Below are 20003 nucleotides of genomic sequence, written 5' to 3' on the forward strand. Positions count from 1 at the left end.
GGGAGCCGACCGAGGTGTCTTGCGTCATGCATCGACCTGGAAGACCGAGGTGATTACGGCTATGGATTCAGTGAAGAACGCTCAGGTCGGCGTCGATCTCGAGCATCCCCCAATCAGTCCCCTCTCCCTCTGGGAGAGGGCTAGGGTGAGGGCATTTTCCGCTCTGCCGCAATTCTGATGATCTGCTCCAATACATCATCCATCTGCTGAAGCACCTCAAGATTGCTGAATCGCACGACTTCAATGCCTTGTTGAGACAGGAAGTTCGACCGGCGCCGATCGTGAAGCACCCCGGCCGTCTCATAGTGCTGGCCACCATCCAGCTCAATCGCCAATCTCAACTCTACACAATAAAAATCCAGCACAAACGGCGGACATGGAAACTGTCGGCGAAATTTCAGGTTGGCTATCTGCCGGGAACGCAGGCGCTGCCAGAGCAGGTGTTCGCAATCTGTCTGGTTGGTGCGCAAGTGGCGGGCGAATTGGGCGAGGGTAGGGCGGCTTGGCATGGCTTCACGGTCCTTGTGAAGTTGAGTGGAGATTTAACAGTAGCCCATTTCCCTCATCGGAACGCCGCCCGCCCAGCTCTCTTCCAGGAGGAGAGGGAGCCGACCGAGGTGATTATGGCTATGGATTCAGTGAAGAACGCTCAGGTCGGCGTCGATCTCAAGCATCCCCCAATCGGTCCCCTCTCCCATTGGGAGAGGGCTAGGGTGAGGGGCTTTTCGCAGGCGTTAGTAAACATCCCGGCGATAGCGGCCCTGTTCGATCAGGCGTTCGACTTCGGCGCTGCCGAGGATATCGTTGAGCGCCTGGTCTACGCCTGAGGCCATACCTTGAAGGCTGCCGCAGATATAAATGACGGCCCCCTCCGCCAACCATTTCTTCAATTCATCCGCAGACTCACGCAAGCGATCCTGCACATAAATCTTCTCGGCCTGATCCCGCGAAAACGCCAGGTCCAATCGCGCCAGATCACCATTGACCAGCCACTCTTCCAGCTCGGCGCGGCAGAGGAAGTCGTGTTCACGGTTACGCTCGCCGAATAGCAGCCACTGCCGTTGCTGGCCGTCTGCAATGCGTGCCTTGAGCAGGCTGCGCAGGCCGGCCAGGCCGGTGCCGTTGCCCAGCAGGATCATCGGCACGGGTTCGTTCGGCAGATGGAAACCGCTGTTGCGCCGCACGCGCAGGCTGATGCTGCCGCCCACTGGCGCGTGTTCGGTGAGCCAGCCGGAGCCGATGCCGAGGCTGCCGTCGTTGTGCTGTTCCTGGCGCACGATCAGTTCGAGCACGCCGTCAGCGGCAATCGAGGCGATCGAGTATTCGCGCATCGCCAGCGGCACCATTGCGTCGACCAGCGACTGCGCATGCAGGCCGACCAGATGCGCGCGGTGCTCGGGCAGTTGCCGTGAGGCGAGGGCAACCTCCAGCGGCTCGTCGATGCCGTTGACCTTCACCGGGGTTTCGCCCCGAATGCCGAGGCCGTCGAGGAAGTGCTCGATGGCCCACGGGCAGTTGCGTGGCAGCACTTCGACCAGGTCACCGGCCAGCCAACTGCGGGTGTCCGGGGCTTTGAGGCCGAGCAGAAAGACCGGCGCGCCGCTGCTGTCGGGGTTCATCAGGTCGCGCCGGACCAGCGTCCAGTTGTCGTAGCTCGGTGCTTGCCAGGTTTCGCTCGGCGCCTGTCCGGTGAGCTGGCCGAGTTGGGTTTGCCAGTGACGCAGCGCGTAAGGATCGCCGCTGTCGACTTCCACCGGGGCGAACAGGGTCTTGCCGCCGTGCTCGCCGAGCCATTGATGCAAGCGTTTGGCGAAGCCGCAGAAGTGCGCGTATTGCCGATCGCCGAGGCCGAGCACGGCGTAGTTGAGGCTGTCGAGTGTCGAGGTCTTGGCCAGCACTTTGCGTTCGAAACCACGGGCGCTGTCCGGCGCTTCGCCGTCGCCGAAGGTGCTGACCACGAACAAGGCGTTGTTCGACTCACGCAGATCCTGTTCGCTGAGATTGGCCAGCGGCTGCACGTTGACCGGCAATCCGGCGGCCTGCAATTGTCCGGCGGTCTGCCACGCCAGTTGTTCGGCGAAACCGCTCTGGCTGGCGAAACCGATCAGCCATGCCGAAGCATCGGCGGACGGTTGTGCGAGACCTTGGCGGGCATCCTTGATCTGCTTTTTCTTGCGTCGACGGTCCAGATACAGCAGCCAGCCAGTGATGAAAAACAGCGGCATGCACACCGCCGCAATCGTCACGATGATGCGCCCGACGAGGCCGAAGTAGCTGCCCACATGCAGCGCATAAATGCTGGTCAGCAATTGGGCCTTGAAGCTTTTGTCGGCATAGCGGTCGACGCGTTTGACCACGCCGGTGGCCGGATCGAGGGTGATCTGGTTCAGCGCGCGGTCATGGGGCGAGCTGTCGAGCAGGTAGAACACCGTCGCCGGCTGGCCGGCCACCGCCGGCATGCGAATGTTGTACGCGGCCAGACCGGGGCCGGCAGCGCTGTAGATGCTGCTCCACATCGCCGCGTAGTCGGCGGTCGGTGCCGGGCCTTCCGGCGCCGGGCCGCGACCGCCGCGTACGCGTTCGTTTTGCGGCGCGTCGGAAAGCAGTCGGGTCAGGCCTTTGTTGTACCACTCGTACGACCATGACAAACCGGTCAACGCCAGCAGCAGATAGACCAAAAGGCACCAGGTGCCGGCCACCGAGTGCAGGTCCCAATTGAACGCGCGGCCCTTCTTTTTCCAGTCCAGGGTCAACCACACGCGCCAGCTGTTCCACTGGCGCGGCCAACGCAAATACAGGCCAGAGAGACAGAAGAACAACAGCATCAAGGTGCAGGCGCCGGTGATGTTGCGCCCGGTGTCGCCCATGGCGAGGAAGCGGTGCAGTTGCAGCATCAGGCCGAAGAAGTCCTGGCCGGTGGCATCGCCCTTGAATTCGGCAGTGTACGGATCGAAGTAGCGCATCTCGCCACGCCGTTCGCCCTTGGGCGGAGTGAAGAATACCCGTGCGGCGTGACCGCTGTCGGTCTCGACCCAGAGCATCGCGACTTTCTTGCCGGAGGCGGCTTCAATGCGCTCCACCAGTTCCACTGGCGGCAGCACGCCGGCGACCTGTTTTTCCACCTGCAGAACGGACGGATTCAGCGCGCGCAGGATCTCGTCCTGAAACGAATAGGCCGCGCCGGTGATGCCCATCAGAGCCAGCACCAGCCCTGCGGTGATGCCAAAAAACCAGTGCAACTGGAACAGGGTTTTCTTCAACACGTCACTCGCCGTCCGTTCGGAAATTGTCATCACGGCGCGCATTATGCCGTGGGTTATCAAGAAGCGTTTTGCGTAACACACAAAAGCCCCGTTCAACTGAATGAACGGGGCCTGATCCGTTTCGCAGATCTTATGTGGGAGCGAGCTTGCTCGCGAAGGCGTCGTGTCAGTCAGCATCGACTTCACTGAGCCACCGCTTTCGCGAGCAAGCTCGCTCCCACAGGTTTTCACATCGGTCAGAAGTGGAAATTGGTGCTCAACAGCGCCGTGCGGCCCGCCGCCTGGTTGGCGAAGTGGGTCGAGAAGGCTTTGTCGTAATAGGTTTCGTCGGTCAGGTTCTGCACGTTGAGTTGCAGGTCGACGTTCTTGGTCAGCTTGTAGGCCGCCATCGCGTCGTAACGCAAGTACGAATCGACCATCGTTGTGTTGGCAACACTGCCGTAGACGTCGTCGACGTAGAACGCGCCACCACCGATCGTCAGCTTCGGCGTGACCTGATACGTGGTCCACAGGCTGGCGCTGTTTTTCGGTGTGTTCGGCAGATCGTTGCCGTCGTTGGCGCGACCCAGCGGGCCACCGTCAACCTGTTCGCTGTCCATGAAGGCGTAACCGGCGAACACCTGCCACTTGTCGGTGATCTTGCCGCTGGCCGACAGTTCGAAGCCTTGTACGCGGGTCTTGCCGGCGTTCTCGTAGGAACTGGTATCGACTTGCACGCGAGCGTTTTCCTTCTCGGTGCGGAAGATGTCGGCGGTCAGCGACAGGCGATCATTGAGCAGATCCCACTTGGTGCCGATTTCGTAGTTCTTGGTGGTTTCCGGCTCCATGTCGCTGCTCAGCAGGTTGCCGCTGCGATCCGGGGTGCCGCCCAGCGGGTTGCCTTCCTGACCTTCGCCCAAAGTGTTGCCCGGCGGCGTCGCCGAGGTTGCATAGGAGGCGTAGATGCTGCCGTTTTCCGCCGGCTTGTAGACCACGCCGAACTGGCCGGTGACGAATTCGCTGGTGTCATCACCCTTGGAGGTGGTGGTCCCTGCGGCGTTGTAGGTTTTGTAGTCGGTGTCGAAGTGGTCGTAGCGCAGACCCATGTTCACCAGCCATTGCTCGGACAACTCCAGCGTGTCGAACACGTACAGCGCGTAGGTGTCGGCCTGGGTGTCGGTACCGGCGTAGTTGCGCGAGATCGCACCGTTCCACGGATCGTTCGGGTTCGGGTTCGACAGCGAGGTGCAGTTGTAACCGCTGGCAGCGCCGATCAGGCCCGGGTTGCAGTTGGTGGTGACGGCGCTGGTGCGCGGCGTGGTGTCGGTGTTGACGTTGTACGAGGATTTCTCGCTCTGCTCACGGGTGTATTCGACACCGGTGGAGAAGCTGTTCTTGAAACCGCCCACGTAGAAGGTGCCGAACAGATCGGTCTGGTTGGTGGTGGTTTCGGTGTTGCTCACCCGCGTGTTGGCCCGACGCCAGACGCTGCCGTTGTTGACGTTGCCCTTGCTGTCGTCCGGCTGGGTGAGGATGTAATCCTGCATGCTGGTGCCGTGGCGCAGGGTGTTCTTGATGGTCAGCGCATCATTGAGGTCGTGCTCGATGGCGAAGGTCGCGGTGTCGGTGCGGCCCTTGCGGAAGTCGCGATCCAGACCGTAGAAATTGTCGTGATCGCCACCGGCGTATGGCTTGTCCGGGTTGGACTTGGTGCGTGCGGCCGAACCACCGGTGGGAATGGTGTACGGGATGCCCGAGTCCGGGGTGTCGTTGCTTTCCAGATGGTAGTAGTCGAGGTTGACGCGGGTATCGGTGCCCAGGCCGAAGGCCAGCGACGGCGCGATGCCCCAGCGGTCGTAATCGACCTTGTCGCGACCGGCGACGTTGCTCTCGTGGCTCATCAGGTTGAGACGGCCGGCAGCGCTGTCGCTGAACTGGTAGTTGCCGTCGAGGGTGTAGCGCTGGGTCTGGTCGGAGCCGTAGGTGAAGCCGCCGTCGAACGAGTTGCCCAGATGGGCTTTCTTGCTCACCAGATTAATGCTGCCGCCGGCGGCGCCGCGACCGCCAATCGCCGAGTTCGGGCCTTTGCTGACTTCGATGTTTTCCACGGCGAAGATTTCACGGCTTTGCGAACCGGTGTCGCGCACGCCGTCCAGGTAAGTGTCACCCTGAGCATCGAAGCCGCGAATGAACGGGCGATCGCCCTGCGGGTTGCCGCCTTCACCGGCGCCGAAGGTGATGCCCGGCACGGTGCGCAGCGCGTCCTGCATGTTCAGCGCGCCGGTGTCCTTGAGCACTTGTTGCGGGATGACGGTGACCGAGCGCGGCGTGTCGACCAGCGGCGCGGTGTACTTGGGCGAGGAGGCTTTTTCGACCTGGTAGGACGTCGAGTCCTGGGCTTCGCCGGTGATGGCGGTGGCGTCCAGGGCAATGGCGTTGCCGGAAGTTTTGCTCTCGGTTTTTTCCGCCGCGAAGACCATCTGCCCAGCGGAGCCGGCGGTGATTGCGACACCGATTGCCGAGGCGAGCAGACGTGGTGAACTGACCGGTAATTGTGCGTGTTGACGTGCCATTTTTATTCCCCTCCCCAAGGATTTGAGGCGGCGGAATATAGGGTAAACAGGTATTCGTATCAATTGCGAAACATTGTTATTCGCATTGAATTTACATTCTTTACAATTTGCCCTTACGGTTTCTGCCCGTTCATTCGTCTTGCGGGTTTTACACGGTCAATAAGAATCAATACCATTGCCGCCTTCTTGCCATCAGGTGACATCGCCATGCTGCTGCACATTCCCGGGCTGTTCGCAAAAGACGAAGTGCAGCGCATCCGCCAGGCCCTGGAGCAAGCGGATTGGGCCGACGGCAAGATCACCGCCGGCTTCCAGTCGGCCAAGGCCAAGCACAATCTGCAACTGCCCGAAGGCCACCCGCTGGCGAAGGAAATCGGCGCGGCGATGCTCGAGCGGCTGTGGAAAAATCCGCTGTTCATGTCTGCCGCACTGCCGCACAAGGTCTTCCCGCCGCTAGTGAACTGCTACACGGCCGGCGGCAGTTTCGATTTCCACATCGACAATGCCGTGCGCCAGCCCAAGGGCAGCATCGAGCGGGTGCGCACCGATTTGTCGGCGACGCTGTTTTTCAGCGAGCCGGAAGATTATGACGGCGGCGAACTGGAGATTCAGGACACCTACGGCACTCAGCGCGTGAAGCTGCCAGCCGGCGACATGGTGTTGTATCCGGGCACCAGTTTGCACAAGGTCAACGCGGTCACACGTGGAGCGCGTTATGCCTCGTTTTTCTGGACGCAGAGCCTGGTGCGCGAAGACAGCCAGCGCGCGTTGCTGTTCGAAATGGACGGGGCGATTCAGCAGCTGACTCAGGACGTCCCCGATCACCCTTCGCTGATCCGCCTCACCGGCACTTATCACAACTTGCTGCGGCGTTGGGTCGAGGTATGAGTTTCCAGTTGCGCCGCGAGGAAGTCCTCGACGCCGCCGGGTTGGCGGCAATGCTTGAAGAAAGCCCGGCCCGCGCTGCGCAGGCGATTTTGCTCGCGGCGGGCGAGGGCGAGGTTGAAGCGCAGGCGTTGCTTGGGCAAATTCTCCTCGACGGGCAGGGCATCGCGCAGGATCAGCCATTGGCGCTGCGCTGGTTCGCAATTGCCGCCGGTGGCGGGCATCTGATGGCGCGCAACATGCTCGGGCGTTGTCATGAGCATGGTTGGGGATGTGCGGCGGATGCCTCGGTGGCGGCGCAGCATTATCGAATCGCTGCCGAGTCGGGTCTTGATTGGGCGATGTACAACCTGGCCAACTTGCTGGCGACCGGGCGCGGGGTGACGGTTGATCATCAGCATGCGCTGGCGCTGTACCGGCGCGCGGCTGAGTTGGGCCATGCGAAATCGATGAATCTGCTGGGGCGTTATCTGGAGGAAGGGCAGGTGTGTCCGGCGGATCCGCTGGCGGCGCGCGAGTGGTATCAGCGTTCGGCCGAGGCTGGGGATTTTCGCGGGCAGTTCAGTTATGCGGCGGTGTTGGCGGCTGAGGGGCGGGTTGATGAAGCGGTCGATTGGCTGGAGAAAGCCTTGTCCGCCGGCAATCTGAATTTCCTGCGGGTGGCGAGTCAGACGCTGGCGAGCGCTACGGATCCCAGAATCCAGGCCATGGCCGATCAATATTCCCAACGCTACGCGCAATCCCTGTAGGAGCTGCCGCAGGCTGCGATCTTTTGCCTTTGATTTTTTAAAAGCCAGATCAAAAGATCGCAGCCTGCGGCAGCTCCTACATGGGATTTGCGGACACAAAAAAGCCCATGACACGTCATGGGCTTTTCACTTGCAGCCAGCAGCTAGAAACTTGCCGCTGCCTCTTAAACGTAAAACGACTTCAGCGGCGGGAAGCCATTGAACTCGACCGCGCTGTAACTGGTGGTGTACGCACCGGTCGACAGCCAGTACAGACGATCACCAATCGCCAGGTTCAGCGGCAGGCCATACTTGTAGTTCTCGTACATGATGTCGGCGCTGTCGCAGGTCGGGCCGGCGATCACGACTTCTTCCATCTCGCCTTTCTTCTCGGTCCAGATCGGGAACTTGATCGCTTCGTCCATGGTTTCGATCAGGCCGGAGAACTTGCCCACATCGGTGTACACCCAGCGCTCGACGGCAGTGCGCGATTTGCGCGCAACCAGTACCACTTCGCTGACCAGAATACCGGCGTTCGCGATCAGCGAACGGCCCGGCTCGAGGATGATTTCCGGCAGGTCATCACCGAAGTCTTCCTTGAGGAAGCGGATGATTTCTTCGGCGTAGGTTTCCAGGCTGTTGGTACGGGTTATGTAGTTGGCCGGGAAGCCGCCGCCCATGTTGATCAGCTTGAGGTGGATGCCGTCTTCTTCTTTCAAGCGTTCGAAGATCACTTTGACCTTGGCGATCGCCGCGTCCCAGACACTGATATCGCGCTGTTGCGAACCGACGTGGAACGAGATGCCGTACGGCACCAGACCGAGGTCGCGGGCGAGGATCAGCAGGTCCATGGCCATGTCGGTCTGGCAGCCGAACTTGCGCGACAGCGGCCAGTCAGCGGTGGTCGAGCCTTCAGTGAGGATGCGCACATAGACTTTCGAACCCGGTGCAGCCTTGGCGATGTTGCGCAGGTCGGCTTCCGAGTCGGTGGAGAACAGACGCACGCCTTTCTCGTAGAAGTAGCGGATGTCCTTGGATTTCTTGATGGTGTTGCCGTAGCTGATACGGTCCGGGCTGACGCCGCGATCCATGACTTTGTCCAGCTCGTAGATCGAGGCGATATCGAAGCTCGAACCCTTATCTTTGAGCAGGTCGATGATCTCGACGGCCGGGTTGGCCTTGACCGCGTAGTAGACCTTGGCGAATTCGAAACCGGCGCGCAGGTCATCGTAGGCCTGGGCGATCATCGCGGTGTCGATCACCACGAACGGGGTTTCCTGTTTGTCGGCGAACGCCTTCATTTTGTCGAATGTAGCGCGCGCGAAATAGTCTTCGACCTGGATCGACATGCTGGGAACTCCTGCTGGCAAACTAAGTTAATCAATGGGTGCATGAACGCCCTCCGTATCCCCACTTTGGTTCGCCTACTTCCCAAGGCATTGCCGCCGAAAGCAAAAAGGCCCAGAGATGTGCAGTTATCCCTTGGCCTTGCTGTCTCGTCGTCAGTACTTGAGCCGGATGGATCGTTTCCAGCATGGACGTTCGGCGCGAACTTTAGGGCGTGAGGGGCGCGAGATCAACTAAAAATGTCGCGTTTTTGCACGCTTCTGACGTGCGTCGCGTTCATCACTCCTTCTACCCGACCGAGATGACGGGCAGATGTTCCCGGCAAATTTTCGAGTGTTAAACATATCTGCACGTTCGCGGATTATGTCGGCCAAGTCGCGGGTAAGTGTGATAGCGGCAACATCGGCGACGTTGGCGTCGAGAGAGGGTGTTGAGGGGGGATTTGGGCCTTGAAGAAGCTGAATTGATGACGCTCTTGCGGGAGAGGCTGTTGAGATTCTTTGTCACCCTGTGAAGATCAACGAAATCACGCAATCCTGTGGGAGCGAGCTTGCTCGCGAAGGCATTTTCACAGCCGCCATCAGCGTCGACTGATATTGCGCTTTCGCGAGCAGGCTCGCTCCCACAGGGATCGGGTTTCAACCGCGCAGATGGTTTACGCGACCACCGTCTCAGCCGGCGAGACGATACTGGTCTTCATCCCCCGCGAACGTCCCGAGCTCAGGTACGCCGCGATCGACTCCTGCGTCACCTCGCCAAGGAACACTCGTTCGGCATCCATCACCGGCAGCCAGGCGCGGTTGAACTCGTACATGCGCGACAGCAGGATGCGCAGGTGCTCGTCGTACGCTGCGGTGGCGTTGAACTCACGCAGGAATTGCGCGCAGGTGCCGGTCTGGCGATGCAGGTCGCGACGGCGCACGTAACCCAGTGCCTTGTTCTCGGCGCAGGTGACCACCACATAGCGACGGTCGTGCTCGTCCATCAATTCCAGCGCATCGGCCACCGGCGTTTCCGGGCTCACCGACGGCGCGTTGTCCGCCGCGTCTTCGGCCTTCACCAACAGCAGGCGTTTGAGCGTGCTGTCCTGGCCGACGAAGTTGCTGACGAAGTCATCCGCCGGATGCGCCAGCAGGGTGTCCGGGTGGTCGATCTGCAGCAGCTTGCCGGCGCGGAAAATGGCGATCTTGTCGCCCAGCTTGATCGCTTCGTCGATGTCGTGGCTGACCATGATCACGGTCTTGTTCAGCGCGCGCTGCATCTCGAAGAATTCGTTCTGGATCATCTCGCGGTTGATCGGGTCGACCGCGCCGAAGGGCTCGTCCATCAACAGCAGCGGGGCGTCAGCCGCAAGCGCACGAATCACGCCGATACGCTGTTGCTGACCACCGGACAATTCACGCGGGTAGCGATGCAGATACTGCTTGGGCTCAAGCTTGATCATGCTCATCAGTTCGCGGGCGCGGTCGTGGCATTTCTGTTTGTCCCAGCCGAGCAGTTTCGGCACCACGACGATGTTCTCTTCGATGGTCATGTTCGGGAACAGACCGATCTGCTGAATCACGTAGCCGATGTTGCGGCGCAGGGTTACTTCGTCGAGATCGGTGGTGTCTTCGCCGTTGATGAGGATCTTGCCCGAGGTCGGTTTGATCAGGCGGTTGATCATTTTCAGCGTGGTGCTTTTGCCGCAACCCGATGGCCCGAGGAACACGCAGATCTCGCCTTCATTGACGGTCAGGCTTACCGAATCCACGGCTTTGACATCTTTGCCGTTGCTTTGGAAAGTTTTGCTGAGGTTTTGAAGTTCGATCATTTCAGGAGTCCTTTTGGAGTCAGCGTGCGTTGCAGCCACTGCAGGAGGAGGTCGGCGAAGATCGCCAGAAGACTGACCAGCAGCGCGCCGACAATAAGCATCGACATGTCACTGCGGCTGATGGAGGCGAGGATCAACACACCGAGGCCGCCGGCGCCGATGGTCGCGGCGATGGTCATTACGCCGATGTTCATCACCACGGCGGTGCGCACGCCAGCGAGGATCACTGGCACCGCAATCGGCAGTTCGACCATGCGCAGGCGCTGGCCGAAGGTCATGCCGATGCCGCGCGCGGCTTCGCGGATGCCCGGCTCGACGCCGGTCAGGGCGAGGTAGGTGTTGCGCATGATCGGCAGCAGCGAATAGAGGAACACGGCGGTGATTGCCGGCAGCGGCCCCAGGCCCTGGCCGAACTTGGAGTAGAACGGCAGCAGCAGACCGAACAGGGCAATCGACGGCACGGTCAGCAGCACCGTCGCGCTGGCCTGCAGCGGGCCGGCGAGGGTGGGGAAGCGTGTCATCAGGATGCCCAGCGGCACGCCGATGACGATGGCCAGGGTCACGGCGATGCCGACCAGAGTGATGTGCTGCCAGGTCAGGTGCATCACCTGCTGCCAGTCGAGATGGGAAAAGGCGTTCAGAAATTCCATGACTTCTCCTCTCTTAATTCAGTGGGTGCTGGCGCAGGAAATCGGCGGCAACGGACGATGGGCTTTCATGATCGACATCGACCCGCGCGTTGAGCTGGCGCATGGTTTCGTCGTCGAACAGTTCGGCCAGCGGCTTGAGTTGTTCGGCCAGTTTCGGGTTGGCGTCGAGCGTGGCCTGACGCACCACGGGAGCGGCGGTGTAGTCGGGGAAGTAATGCTTGTCGTCTTCCAGCAATTTCAGGCCGAAGGCATTGAGACGGCCATCGGTGGTGTAGACCAGACCGGCAAACACCTGACCGTTGCGTAGCGCGGTGTAGACCAGGCCGGCGTCCATCTGGCGGATGTTCTTGCGGGTCAGGTTCATGTCGTAGAGCTTGACCATGCCGTTGAGACCGTCGGAGCGGTTGGCGAACTCGGTATCCAGCGCCACCAGGTGATTGGTCTTGGCTTCGGCGCGCAGCACTTCGTTCAACTGGCTGATGTTGTTGATCTGCGGGTACTCCTCGGCGACTTTTTTCGGCAGCGCGAGGGCGTAGGTGTTGCTGAACTTCGATGGCGTCAGCCAGACCAGGCCTTTTTTCGCGTCGAGTTCTTTGACCCGGGCATAGGATTGCGCGCTGTCGAGTTTCTCGGTGACATGGTTATAGGCCACCAGCGACACGCCGGTGTATTCCCAGAGCAGGTCCAACTGGCCACTTTCGTGGGCGCTGCGGGCGAGGTTGCTGCCCAGACCGCCGGTGATCTGCGCGTCGTAGCCTTTGCTGCGCAGGTATTGCGCGGTGATTTCGGCGAGCAGGGTCTGCTCTGTGAAGACCCGGGCGCCGAGGCGGATGAGCGGTTTTTCAGCGGCTTGCGCGATTCCTGCGAACAGCAGGACGCAGCCTAAGATCAAGCTAAGTCGTTTCATAAATATTCCTTCGCAAAGCCTTAAGACGGGCGCAGACCGCGTTCCAGCCATAGGCGGCTGGCGAGGGTGACCACGCCATCGAGCAACAGCGCCAACAGCGCGGTGCACGCAGCGCCGAGCAGCAGTTGCGGCTGATTGTTCAGGGCGATGCCAGGGAAGATCAGGCTGCCGAGGCTGTTGGCGCCGATCAGGAACGCCAGCGGCGCGGTGCCGACGTTGATCGCCAGTGCGACCCGCACGCCACCGACGATGATCGGCACGGCGTTGGGCAATTCGACTTTCCACAGCACTTGGCGCGGGGTCATGCCGATGCCGACAGCGGCTTCTTTCAGCGAGCCCTGAACATTTTTCAGGCCTTCATAGGTGTTGCGCACGATCGGCAACAGCGAGGCGAGGAACAGGGCGAAGATTGCCGGACCACTGCCGATGCCGAGGATGCCCAGCGCAATCGCGAGCACGGCCAGCGGTGGCACGGTATTGCCGATATTGAAGATTTGCATGAAGCGTTCGGCGCGGCCGACCATGCTCGGGCGGCTGAGGAAGATACCGGCGGGGATGCCCACGACAAGGGCGGCGAGCATGGAGGCGAGGACGAGAATCAGATGAGCTTGCAGGTAAAACAACAAATCGTCGCGGTAGTGTTCGATCGTGTTGATGCCGATCCAGTGGACCAGCAGGGCCAGGAGCGCGATCACCACCGCACCTCCCATCAGCCCTTTGCCATAGCGGATAGCCACAGGCGGACTCCTTTTTTTGTAGTCGGCGAGCGCTGCTCCGCGTGGCAAGCCATTCCTGGCTGCCGGAGTCAGCGTTCGCGAAAAGTAGCCGTTTTCCAGCACCGGCCAAGCGGTGCGAAAGCGAGCCATGAGCGCAGCCTCGTCAGGCTAACTTGCTGATTTTTCAGCCCCTGACGAAAGTTCGTAACAGGGGATGGACGTCTCCGTGCTTTAAAAGGTTCCCACGTTAGACACTATTTGGCCACCCTGTTGGAGCTGCCGAAGGCTGCGATCTTTTGACTTTGCTGCTGAAAACAAGATCAAAAGATCGCAGCCTTCGGCAGCTCCTACGGGGTTTTGCTCGGCCGAGGGATGGTGGTTCGGCGATCACTTTTTAAGCTATACTCGCCGCCCTTTTTTGAATCACCGCCAGGCGATTTCCCATGACCCAACAGGCCGCCGAAGTCGCGAAACGCCGCACTTTCGCCATTATTTCCCACCCCGATGCCGGTAAAACCACGATCACCGAAAAGCTCCTGTTGATGGGCAAGGCGATTGCAGTGGCCGGTACGGTGAAATCCCGTAAATCCGATCGCCATGCGACATCCGACTGGATGGAGATGGAGAAGCAGCGGGGTATTTCCATTACCACGTCGGTCATGCAGTTCCCCTATCGCGAACACATGATCAACCTGCTCGACACCCCGGGTCACGAAGACTTCTCCGAAGACACCTACCGCACCCTGACAGCGGTGGACTCGGCCTTGATGGTGCTCGACGGCGGTAAGGGTGTTGAGCCACGGACCATTGCGCTGATGGACGTCTGCCGTCTGCGTGACACGCCGATCGTCAGCTTCATCAACAAACTCGACCGTGACATTCGCGACCCGATCGAACTGCTCGACGAGATCGAAGCAGTCCTGAAGATCAAGGCTGCGCCGATCACCTGGCCGATCGGTTGCTACCGCGATTTCAAGGGCGTGTATCACCTGGCCGACGACTACATCATTGTTTACACCGCCGGTCACGGTCACGAGCGCACCGAAACCAAGATCATCGAGAAACTCGACTCCGACGAGGCGCGCGCGCATCTGGGCGATGAGTACGAGCGTTTCATCGAGCAGCTGGAACTGGTACAGGGTGCCTGCCACGAATTCAACCAGCAGGAATTCCTCGACGGCCAACTGACCCCGGTGTTCTTCGGTACTGCACTGGGCAACTTCGGTGTCGACCACGTGCTCGATGCTGTCGTCGATTGGGCGCCGCGTCCGCTGGCCCGTGTGGCCAACGAGCGCACCGTCGAGCCGGTGGAGGAGAAGTTCTCGGGCTTCATCTTCAAGATCCAGGCGAACATGGACCCGAAACACCGCGACCGTATTGCCTTCATGCGTATCTGCTCGGGCAAGTACGAAAAAGGCATGAAGATGCGCCACGTGCGTACCGGCAAGGACGTGCGCATCGGCGACGCCCTGACGTTCTTCTCCTCCGAGCGTGAGCAACTGGAAGAGGCCTACGCCGGCGACATCATCGGTCTGCACAACCACGGCACGATCCAGATCGGCGACACCTTCAGCGAAGGCGAAGTCCTCGGTTTCACCGGTATTCCGCACTTCGCCCCGGAACTGTTCCGTCGCGTGCGTCTGCGTGATCCGCTGAAATCCAAGCAGTTGCGTCAGGGCTTGCAGCAGTTGGCGGAAGAGGGCGCGACGCAGGTGTTCTTCCCCGAGCGCAGCAACGACATCATTCTCGGCGCCGTCGGTGTGCTGCAGTTCGATGTGGTCGCCAGCCGTTTGAAAGAGGAATACAAGGTCGAGTGCTCGTATGAGCCGATCACCGTGTATTCGGCGCGCTGGATCGAGTGCGACGACAAGAAGAAGCTTGAGGAGTTTTCCAACAAGGCGGTGGAGAACCTCGCGCTGGATGGCGGTGGTCACCTGACTTACCTGGCGCCGACGCGGGTGAATCTGGCGTTGATGGAAGAGCGCTGGCCGGATGTGAAATTCCGCGCGACGCGGGAGCATCATTAAGGTTTGAGGTGTTTTTCTGAAAGCCCCTGAGGTGTAGGCCTTGAGGGTTTTTTTATGGGCTGCCGGTTTTGGTCTTGGCTTTTGGGCCGAGCGTGGTCTTTCTTCATAACGTGCGCTGGGTTGGAGAACAATACGTCGCTTGAAATCCATTTTGAAGACACGACATGCGCACATGTCGTCGTCAGCGACATGAGATCATGACGTGTCGTCAAAATCTCAAAAAAGCGACACGTAGAGCGCACATGTTTCGGCTGTTGGAGAGTGCGAAGCTGAAAAGCAAGGTCAAAAGCCCGCACTCTGCGGCATTTCCTACAGCGTGTTGTAGGGCGGTTCCTTTTTTCCGTGTTTTGGATGTGCTGGTATGCGACAACCGCCATGCTGACCGGTAGTGTTCCAGTCCCTGCAAGTCGTTCGAAGAGGTCAATGGAGTGACGAGTCGGCTGAATCCCCTGTTGCTTCTTAAAGGCTATTTCACCCCCATGGCCTGGGTCCTCGCGGCTCTGTTGTTCATCAACCGCCTCAGCGCCATGGTCAAGTTGTTCATGGCGCTGTACCTGCGTCAGGAGCTGGGTCTGGCGATTGAAACCGTGGGCTGGTTGCTTTCAGCCTATGGCGCCGGGTTGCTGGTCGGTTCGATGCTCGGTGGCTGGCTCAGTGATCATGTGCGCACGGCGCGGCTGACGGCGGCGCTGTTTTTCGTTTCGGTGTGGGTGTTGATGCTGCTGGGGCTGGTGACGCAGGTGCCTTGGCTCGCCGGTTTGCTATTGCTTAGCGGTGTCATCGATGGGGCGATTCGGACGTTGCATCAGCGGCTGATCATGGAGTATTGCGAAGTCGCGCAACGCTCGCGTGCGCAGGCTCTGAGTCGGGTGGCGCGTAATCTGGGCATGGCCGCCGCCGGGGTGGCCGGTGGGGTGTTGGCGCAGGCGGATTTTCGTTGGGTGTTTTTTGTCAGTGCGGCGATGACGATGCTGGCGTTGCTGTGGTTCGTGCGTACGACGTGGCGGCGGCCGGTGCTGGTGGTTGAAGACGAATCGATCGATGGCTCAAGCCTGCCGTATCGCGACAAGCCGTTCCTCTGGCTGCTGGCGGCGACGGCCGTGCTCGGCATTGCATTCGACACGGTCTACAGCACACTGGGCAATTATCTGCGTGATTACTACCACCTGAGCACCGAAGCGATCGGCTGGCAGTTCGGGCTCAATGCGCTGTTGGTGATCGCTTTGCAAATCCCGCTGTCGCACTCGGTCGAGCGTTGGGGCTCGCGTTGGCAAATGCTCGTCGGCAGTGTGCTGTTGGCCTGCGGATTGGGCATGTTGCCGTTCGGTTCCGGCTTGGCTTTTGTCTGTCTGTCGACACTGATCTGGACGCTGGGCGAGGCCTTGTTCATGCCGCCGTTGAATGTACTGGCGATGCAGTTCGCGCAGAGCGGCAAAAGCGGTCAGTACTTCGGGCTGTTCTTCATGAGCTGGAGCGCCAGCGCGTTGTTGTCGCCGGTGCTCAGCGGTCAACTCTACGGCGAGTTTGGCGGGCACAGTGTGTGGCTGATGAGCGCCCTGCTGGTGTTGCTCTCCATTCCTTTGACCTGGCAGGCCACGCGCGGCGCTTAGCTGATTCGGTTATCAGGGTTATTCGAAAGCAATCTGGCGGTCGATGGCATTTCTGCCTGCGCGGTCGCGTCCTAAGTGGTGAGCCGGTCGGATCGCAACTAGATTTCACATCGAGCCAGTCCGGCAAGCATGTCTTAGCGCAACAGGATGGAGTCGGCCATGAAAGGCAGATTGCTACGGGTTTTGATGTTGTTGAAAGTGATGGTGATGCTATCCCTCGGCACCGCAACGGCGTGGGCCGAGTGCGAGGATCACGAATCTCAGGCGTTTAACGGCCAGGTAGGGCATAGCGGCCTGATGCTGGCCAAGTCCGAGTCGGAACCGGGGGATATGAATCAGGGTGGCAGCGCCGATGACGACGACTCGACCACGGACGAGCCGGATACCGATGACCCGGATGACGAAGGTGATAGCCAGACGTAGATCGCCGGGCAAAGAAAAACCCCTTCTGCCTCGACTGATGCGCAATCGAGGTGGAAGGGGTTTTATTGATTCTGGTTCAACGCAAATCCCCTGTAGGAGCTGCGGAACGCTGCGATCATTTGATCTTGCTTCTGAAAATCAAAAGATCGCAGCCTCGTTGCACTCGTCAGCTCCTACAGGTTTTGCCGTGGTCTTACGCCGCGCCGTCGAGGAATTGCTCGGCGTAGTGGCAAGCCACCTGCCGATTATCCAGTTCACGCAACAGCGGCTCTTCCGTGGTGCAACGCTCGGTCGCGTACGGGCAGCGCTTGTGGAAAGCACAGCCCGGTGGCGGGTTCAGCGGGTTGGGCAGTTCGCCGACGATCTTGATTTTCGGCTTGTTCGGGTCCGGGTGAATCGTCGGGGTCGCCGACAGCAGCGCTTGGGTGTACGGATGCAGCGGGCGCTCGTAGATGTCGTTTTTCGGTCCCAGTTCTACCGGGCGGCCGAGGTACATCACCATCACGTCATCGGCCACGTGCTGCACCACCGCGAGGTTGTGCGAGATGAACACGTAGGCGGTGTTGAACTCCTGCTGCAGATCCATGAACAGGTTGAGCACCTGGGCCTGAATCGACACGTCCAGCGCCGAAGTCGGTTCGTCCGCGACCAGCACTTTCGGTTGCAGCATCATTGCCCGCGCCAGGGCGATACGCTGGCGCTGACCGCCGGAGAACATGTGCGGATAGCGCTGGTAATGCTCAGGGCGCAAGCCGACCTGCTTCATCATCGCCTGGACTTTCTCGCGACGTTCGGTGGCCGACAGCTTGGTGTTGATCAGCAGCGGCTCGGCCAGTTGATCACCGATTTTCTGCCGTGGGTTCAACGACGCGTACGGGCTCTGAAACACCATCTGCACGTCTTTGCGCAGTTGCTTGCGCTCGGCCTTGTCGGCGCCGGCAACTTCCTGACCGGCGATCTGCAGCGAGCCCGACGACGGCTCTTCGATCAGCGTCAGGGCGCGGGCGAGAGTGGATTTGCCACAGCCCGATTCGCCTACCACGGCAAGGGTCTTGCCGGCTTCCAGTTCGAACGACACGCCGTTGAGCGCGCGCACGGTGGCGTGGCCCTTGAACAGGCCACGGGAGACTTCGTAGTGACGGGTCAGGTCGCGGGCGGTAAGTACGACGGCCATTACGCCACCTCCTGGTTCAGCGGGTAGAAGCAGCGGGCGAGGCTGTTGGCTTTCGGATCAAGGCCCGGACGCTGGGTGCGGCAGTTGTCCTGCACGTACGGGCAGCGCGGCGACAGCAGGCAACCCTGCGGACGGTCATAACGGCCCGGGACGATGCCCGGCAGGGTCGACAGACGCGAGGCGCCGAGGCTGTGCTCGGGAATCGCCTTGAGCAGCGCTTCGCTGTACGGGTGCGCCGGGATGTCGAACAGTTGCGGCACCTGACCGACTTCCACCGCCTGGCCGGCATACATCACGCAGACGCGCTGGGCAGTTTCCGCCACGACCGCGAGGTCGTGAGTGATCAGCACCAGGCCCATGTTCTGCTCTTTCTGCAACGCCAGCAGCAGATCCATGATCTGCGCCTGAATCGTCACGTCCAGCGCGGTGGTCGGTTCGTCGGCGATCAACAGTTTCGGCTCGCCGGCAATCGCCATGGCGATCGCGACGCGTTGGCTCATACCGCCAGACAGTTGATGCGGATAGGCGTCCATACGACTGGCGGCGCCCGGGATCTCGACTTTTTCCAGCAGTTCGATGGCACGCTTGCGCGCTTGCTTGCCGGACATTTTCAGGTGCAGGCGCAGCACTTCCTCGATCTGGAAACCGACGGTGTAGCTCGGGTTCAGCGCGGTCATCGGGTCCTGGAAGACCATCGACAGGTCTTTGCCGACGATCTGCCGACGCTGACGGTTGCTCAGTTTGAGCATGTCCTTGCCGTCGAAGCTGAGCGAGTCAGCGGTGACGATGCCGGGGTGCTCGATCAGGCCCATCAGCGCCATCATGGTCACGGACTTACCCGAACCCGACTCGCCAACGATGGCCAATACTTCGCCCTTGTCGACCTTGAGGTCGAGGCCGTCGACCACCGGGGTCGCGGTCTTGTCGCCGAAGCGGACGTTGAGATTCTTGATTTCTAGCAGTGACATTTGAATCTCCTCAGGCGGCGTTCTTGAGTTTCGGGTCCAGCGCATCGCGCAGGCCGTCGCCCATCAAGTTGATTGCCAGCACGCTGAGCAAAATGGTCAGGCCAGGCAGACTTACCACCCACCAGGCGCGTTCGATGTAGTCGCGGGCCGAGGCCAGCATGGTGCCCCACTCAGGGGTTGGCGGTTGTACGCCGAGGCCGAGGAAGCCCAGTGCGGCGGCATCAAGAATCGCCGAAGAGAAGCTCAGGGTTGCCTGCACGATCAGCGGCGCCATGCAGTTGGGCAGCACGGTGATGAACATCAGACGCGGCAGACCGGCACCGGCCAGACGCGCGGCGGTGACGTAGTCGCGGTTCAGTTCGCCCATGACGGCAGCACGGGTCAGACGCACGTAGGACGGCAGCGAAACCACAGCAATCGCGATCACGGTGTTGATCAGGCCAGGGCCGAGGATGGCGACGATCGCCACGGCCAGCAGCAGCGACGGCAGGGCCAGCATGATGTCCATCAGACGCATGATGGTCGGGCCGACCACTTTCGGGAAGAAACCGGCGAACAGACCCAGCAGGATCCCCGGAATCAATGACATCACCACCGACGACAAGCCGATCAGCAGCGACAGGCGCGAACCCTGTATCAGACGAGACAGCAGGTCACGGCCGAGTTCATCGGTGCCGAGCAGGAACTGCATCTGCCCGCCTTCGAGCCACGCCGGCGGCGTCAGCAGGAAGTCACGGTATTGCTCGCTCGGATTATGCGGCGCGACCCACGGCGCGAAGATCGCGCAGAAGATGATCAGCAGCATGAACAGCAGGCCGGCAACGGCGCCCTTGTTCTTCGAGAACGCTTGCCAGAATTCTTTGTACGGCGACGGGTACAGCAGGCTTTGATCCACGGCGGACGTGGCGGTGGCTACTGAGGATGTTGGAGTGCTCATGGG

General features: G+C 60.5%; 16 protein-coding genes. 5 read left to right on the plus strand and 11 right to left on the minus strand.

Annotated elements, in window-relative coordinates:
* Positions 1-140 precede the first annotated feature (140 nt).
* The 3 genes from D8U60_RS02660 to D8U60_RS02670 form a co-directional block, all read right to left on the minus strand.
* Positions 141-509 (minus strand): endonuclease domain-containing protein, encoded by a 369-nt coding sequence (locus D8U60_RS02660; protein WP_024011583.1) that lies wholly within the window; start codon positions 507-509, stop codon positions 141-143.
* A 225-nt stretch (positions 510-734) separates the two neighbouring features.
* The gene (locus D8U60_RS02665; protein WP_130899419.1) at positions 735-3263 is read right to left on the minus strand and encodes a sulfite reductase flavoprotein subunit alpha; all 2529 of its coding nucleotides are present in this window, start codon (positions 3261-3263) and stop codon (positions 735-737) included.
* Between the two features lie 236 nt (positions 3264-3499).
* Positions 3500-5815, minus strand: coding sequence for a TonB-dependent siderophore receptor (locus D8U60_RS02670; protein WP_130899413.1), 2316 nt, complete (start codon positions 5813-5815; stop codon positions 3500-3502).
* A 207-nt stretch (positions 5816-6022) separates the two neighbouring features.
* Here D8U60_RS02670 and D8U60_RS02675 point away from each other — a divergent pair, with 207 nt between their 5' ends.
* Both D8U60_RS02675 and D8U60_RS02680 read left to right on the plus strand, forming a co-directional pair.
* On the plus strand, positions 6023-6703 hold the full coding sequence (locus tag D8U60_RS02675; RefSeq protein WP_024011586.1) for a Fe2+-dependent dioxygenase: 681 nt from the start codon (positions 6023-6025) through the stop codon (positions 6701-6703).
* Positions 6700-7449, plus strand: a complete 750-nt coding sequence (locus tag D8U60_RS02680; protein ID WP_130899414.1) for a tetratricopeptide repeat protein — start codon at positions 6700-6702, stop codon at positions 7447-7449. The genes D8U60_RS02675 and D8U60_RS02680 overlap by 4 nt, the downstream gene beginning before the upstream one ends.
* A gap of 164 nt (positions 7450-7613) precedes the next feature.
* Here D8U60_RS02680 and D8U60_RS02685 read toward each other — a convergent pair whose 3' ends face one another.
* From D8U60_RS02685 to D8U60_RS02705, 5 genes are all read right to left on the minus strand, one after another.
* Positions 7614-8777, minus strand: coding sequence for a type III PLP-dependent enzyme (locus D8U60_RS02685; protein ID WP_016771733.1), 1164 nt, complete (start codon positions 8775-8777; stop codon positions 7614-7616).
* A gap of 653 nt (positions 8778-9430) precedes the next feature.
* Positions 9431-10588, minus strand: a complete 1158-nt coding sequence (locus tag D8U60_RS02690; RefSeq protein WP_016771732.1) for an ABC transporter ATP-binding protein — start codon at positions 10586-10588, stop codon at positions 9431-9433.
* Positions 10585-11238 carry an ABC transporter permease gene (locus D8U60_RS02695; RefSeq protein ID WP_123443381.1) on the minus strand — a complete coding sequence of 218 codons (654 nt, stop codon included), beginning with the start codon at positions 11236-11238 and terminating at the stop codon, positions 10585-10587. Before D8U60_RS02695 ends, D8U60_RS02690 begins: the two co-directional genes overlap by 4 nt.
* Positions 11239-11251: 13 nt before the next feature.
* The gene (locus tag D8U60_RS02700; RefSeq protein WP_130899415.1) at positions 11252-12145 is read right to left on the minus strand and encodes a glycine betaine ABC transporter substrate-binding protein; all 894 of its coding nucleotides are present in this window, start codon (positions 12143-12145) and stop codon (positions 11252-11254) included.
* Positions 12146-12165: 20 nt separating this feature from the next.
* Positions 12166-12855: an ABC transporter permease gene (locus D8U60_RS02705; protein WP_166554532.1), complete on the minus strand. Its 690-nt coding sequence runs from the start codon at positions 12853-12855 to the stop codon at positions 12166-12168.
* A gap of 449 nt (positions 12856-13304) precedes the next feature.
* Between D8U60_RS02705 and D8U60_RS02710 the strand changes: the two genes are divergently transcribed.
* The 3 genes from D8U60_RS02710 to D8U60_RS02720 all read left to right on the plus strand — a co-directional run bounded on the left by D8U60_RS02710 (position 13305) and on the right by D8U60_RS02720 (position 16921).
* Positions 13305-14888: a peptide chain release factor 3 gene (locus tag D8U60_RS02710; protein WP_016771727.1), complete on the plus strand. Its 1584-nt coding sequence runs from the start codon at positions 13305-13307 to the stop codon at positions 14886-14888.
* 479 nt (positions 14889-15367) lie between these two features.
* The gene (locus D8U60_RS02715; RefSeq protein ID WP_241663509.1) at positions 15368-16498 is read left to right on the plus strand and encodes an MFS transporter; all 1131 of its coding nucleotides are present in this window, start codon (positions 15368-15370) and stop codon (positions 16496-16498) included.
* A gap of 159 nt (positions 16499-16657) precedes the next feature.
* Positions 16658-16921, plus strand: coding sequence for a hypothetical protein (locus D8U60_RS02720; RefSeq protein ID WP_130899417.1), 264 nt, complete (start codon positions 16658-16660; stop codon positions 16919-16921).
* Between the two features lie 193 nt (positions 16922-17114).
* On the opposite strand, the gene D8U60_RS02725 is transcribed toward D8U60_RS02720, so the two are convergent.
* The 3 genes from D8U60_RS02725 to D8U60_RS02735 are packed head-to-tail and all read right to left on the minus strand — an operon-like array spanning position 17115 to position 20000.
* Positions 17115-18095 carry a peptide ABC transporter ATP-binding protein gene (locus D8U60_RS02725; RefSeq protein WP_016771723.1) on the minus strand — a complete coding sequence of 327 codons (981 nt, stop codon included), beginning with the start codon at positions 18093-18095 and terminating at the stop codon, positions 17115-17117.
* On the minus strand, positions 18095-19063 hold the full coding sequence (locus D8U60_RS02730) for an ABC transporter ATP-binding protein (RefSeq protein ID WP_016771722.1): 969 nt from the start codon (positions 19061-19063) through the stop codon (positions 18095-18097). Before D8U60_RS02730 ends, D8U60_RS02725 begins: the two co-directional genes overlap by 1 nt.
* Before the next feature lie 10 nt (positions 19064-19073).
* Positions 19074-20000, minus strand: a complete 927-nt coding sequence (locus D8U60_RS02735) for an ABC transporter permease subunit (protein ID WP_016771721.1) — start codon at positions 19998-20000, stop codon at positions 19074-19076.
* Positions 20001-20003: the final 3 nt, after the last annotated feature.

The sequence above is a fragment of the Pseudomonas sp. Sample_11 genome, from assembly GCF_004307505.1.
GTDB lineage: Bacteria > Pseudomonadota > Gammaproteobacteria > Pseudomonadales > Pseudomonadaceae > Aquipseudomonas > Aquipseudomonas atacamensis.

What these genes read in the sequence shown, in the direction of transcription:
- D8U60_RS02660 (WP_024011583.1), bottom strand. Translation starts at nt 509, where the DNA reads ATGCCAAGCCGCCCTACCCTCGCCCAATTCGCCCGCCACTTGCGCACC.
- D8U60_RS02670 (WP_130899413.1), bottom strand. Translation starts at nt 5,815, where the DNA reads ATGGCACGTCAACACGCACAATTACCGGTCAGTTCACCACGTCTGCTC.
- D8U60_RS02675 (WP_024011586.1), top strand. Translation starts at nt 6,023, where the DNA reads ATGCTGCTGCACATTCCCGGGCTGTTCGCAAAAGACGAAGTGCAGCGC.
- D8U60_RS02680 (WP_130899414.1), top strand. Translation starts at nt 6,700, where the DNA reads ATGAGTTTCCAGTTGCGCCGCGAGGAAGTCCTCGACGCCGCCGGGTTG.
- D8U60_RS02685 (WP_016771733.1), bottom strand. Translation starts at nt 8,777, where the DNA reads ATGTCGATCCAGGTCGAAGACTATTTCGCGCGCGCTACATTCGACAAA.
- D8U60_RS02690 (WP_016771732.1), bottom strand. Translation starts at nt 10,588, where the DNA reads ATGATCGAACTTCAAAACCTCAGCAAAACTTTCCAAAGCAACGGCAAA.
- D8U60_RS02695 (WP_123443381.1), bottom strand. Translation starts at nt 11,238, where the DNA reads ATGGAATTTCTGAACGCCTTTTCCCATCTCGACTGGCAGCAGGTGATG.
- D8U60_RS02700 (WP_130899415.1), bottom strand. Translation starts at nt 12,145, where the DNA reads ATGAAACGACTTAGCTTGATCTTAGGCTGCGTCCTGCTGTTCGCAGGA.
- D8U60_RS02705 (WP_166554532.1), bottom strand. Translation starts at nt 12,855, where the DNA reads ATGGGAGGTGCGGTGGTGATCGCGCTCCTGGCCCTGCTGGTCCACTGG.
- D8U60_RS02710 (WP_016771727.1), top strand. Translation starts at nt 13,305, where the DNA reads ATGACCCAACAGGCCGCCGAAGTCGCGAAACGCCGCACTTTCGCCATT.
- D8U60_RS02715 (WP_241663509.1), top strand. Translation starts at nt 15,368, where the DNA reads ATGGCCTGGGTCCTCGCGGCTCTGTTGTTCATCAACCGCCTCAGCGCC.
- D8U60_RS02720 (WP_130899417.1), top strand. Translation starts at nt 16,658, where the DNA reads ATGAAAGGCAGATTGCTACGGGTTTTGATGTTGTTGAAAGTGATGGTG.
- D8U60_RS02725 (WP_016771723.1), bottom strand. Translation starts at nt 18,095, where the DNA reads ATGGCCGTCGTACTTACCGCCCGCGACCTGACCCGTCACTACGAAGTC.
- D8U60_RS02730 (WP_016771722.1), bottom strand. Translation starts at nt 19,063, where the DNA reads ATGTCACTGCTAGAAATCAAGAATCTCAACGTCCGCTTCGGCGACAAG.
- D8U60_RS02735 (WP_016771721.1), bottom strand. Translation starts at nt 20,000, where the DNA reads ATGAGCACTCCAACATCCTCAGTAGCCACCGCCACGTCCGCCGTGGAT.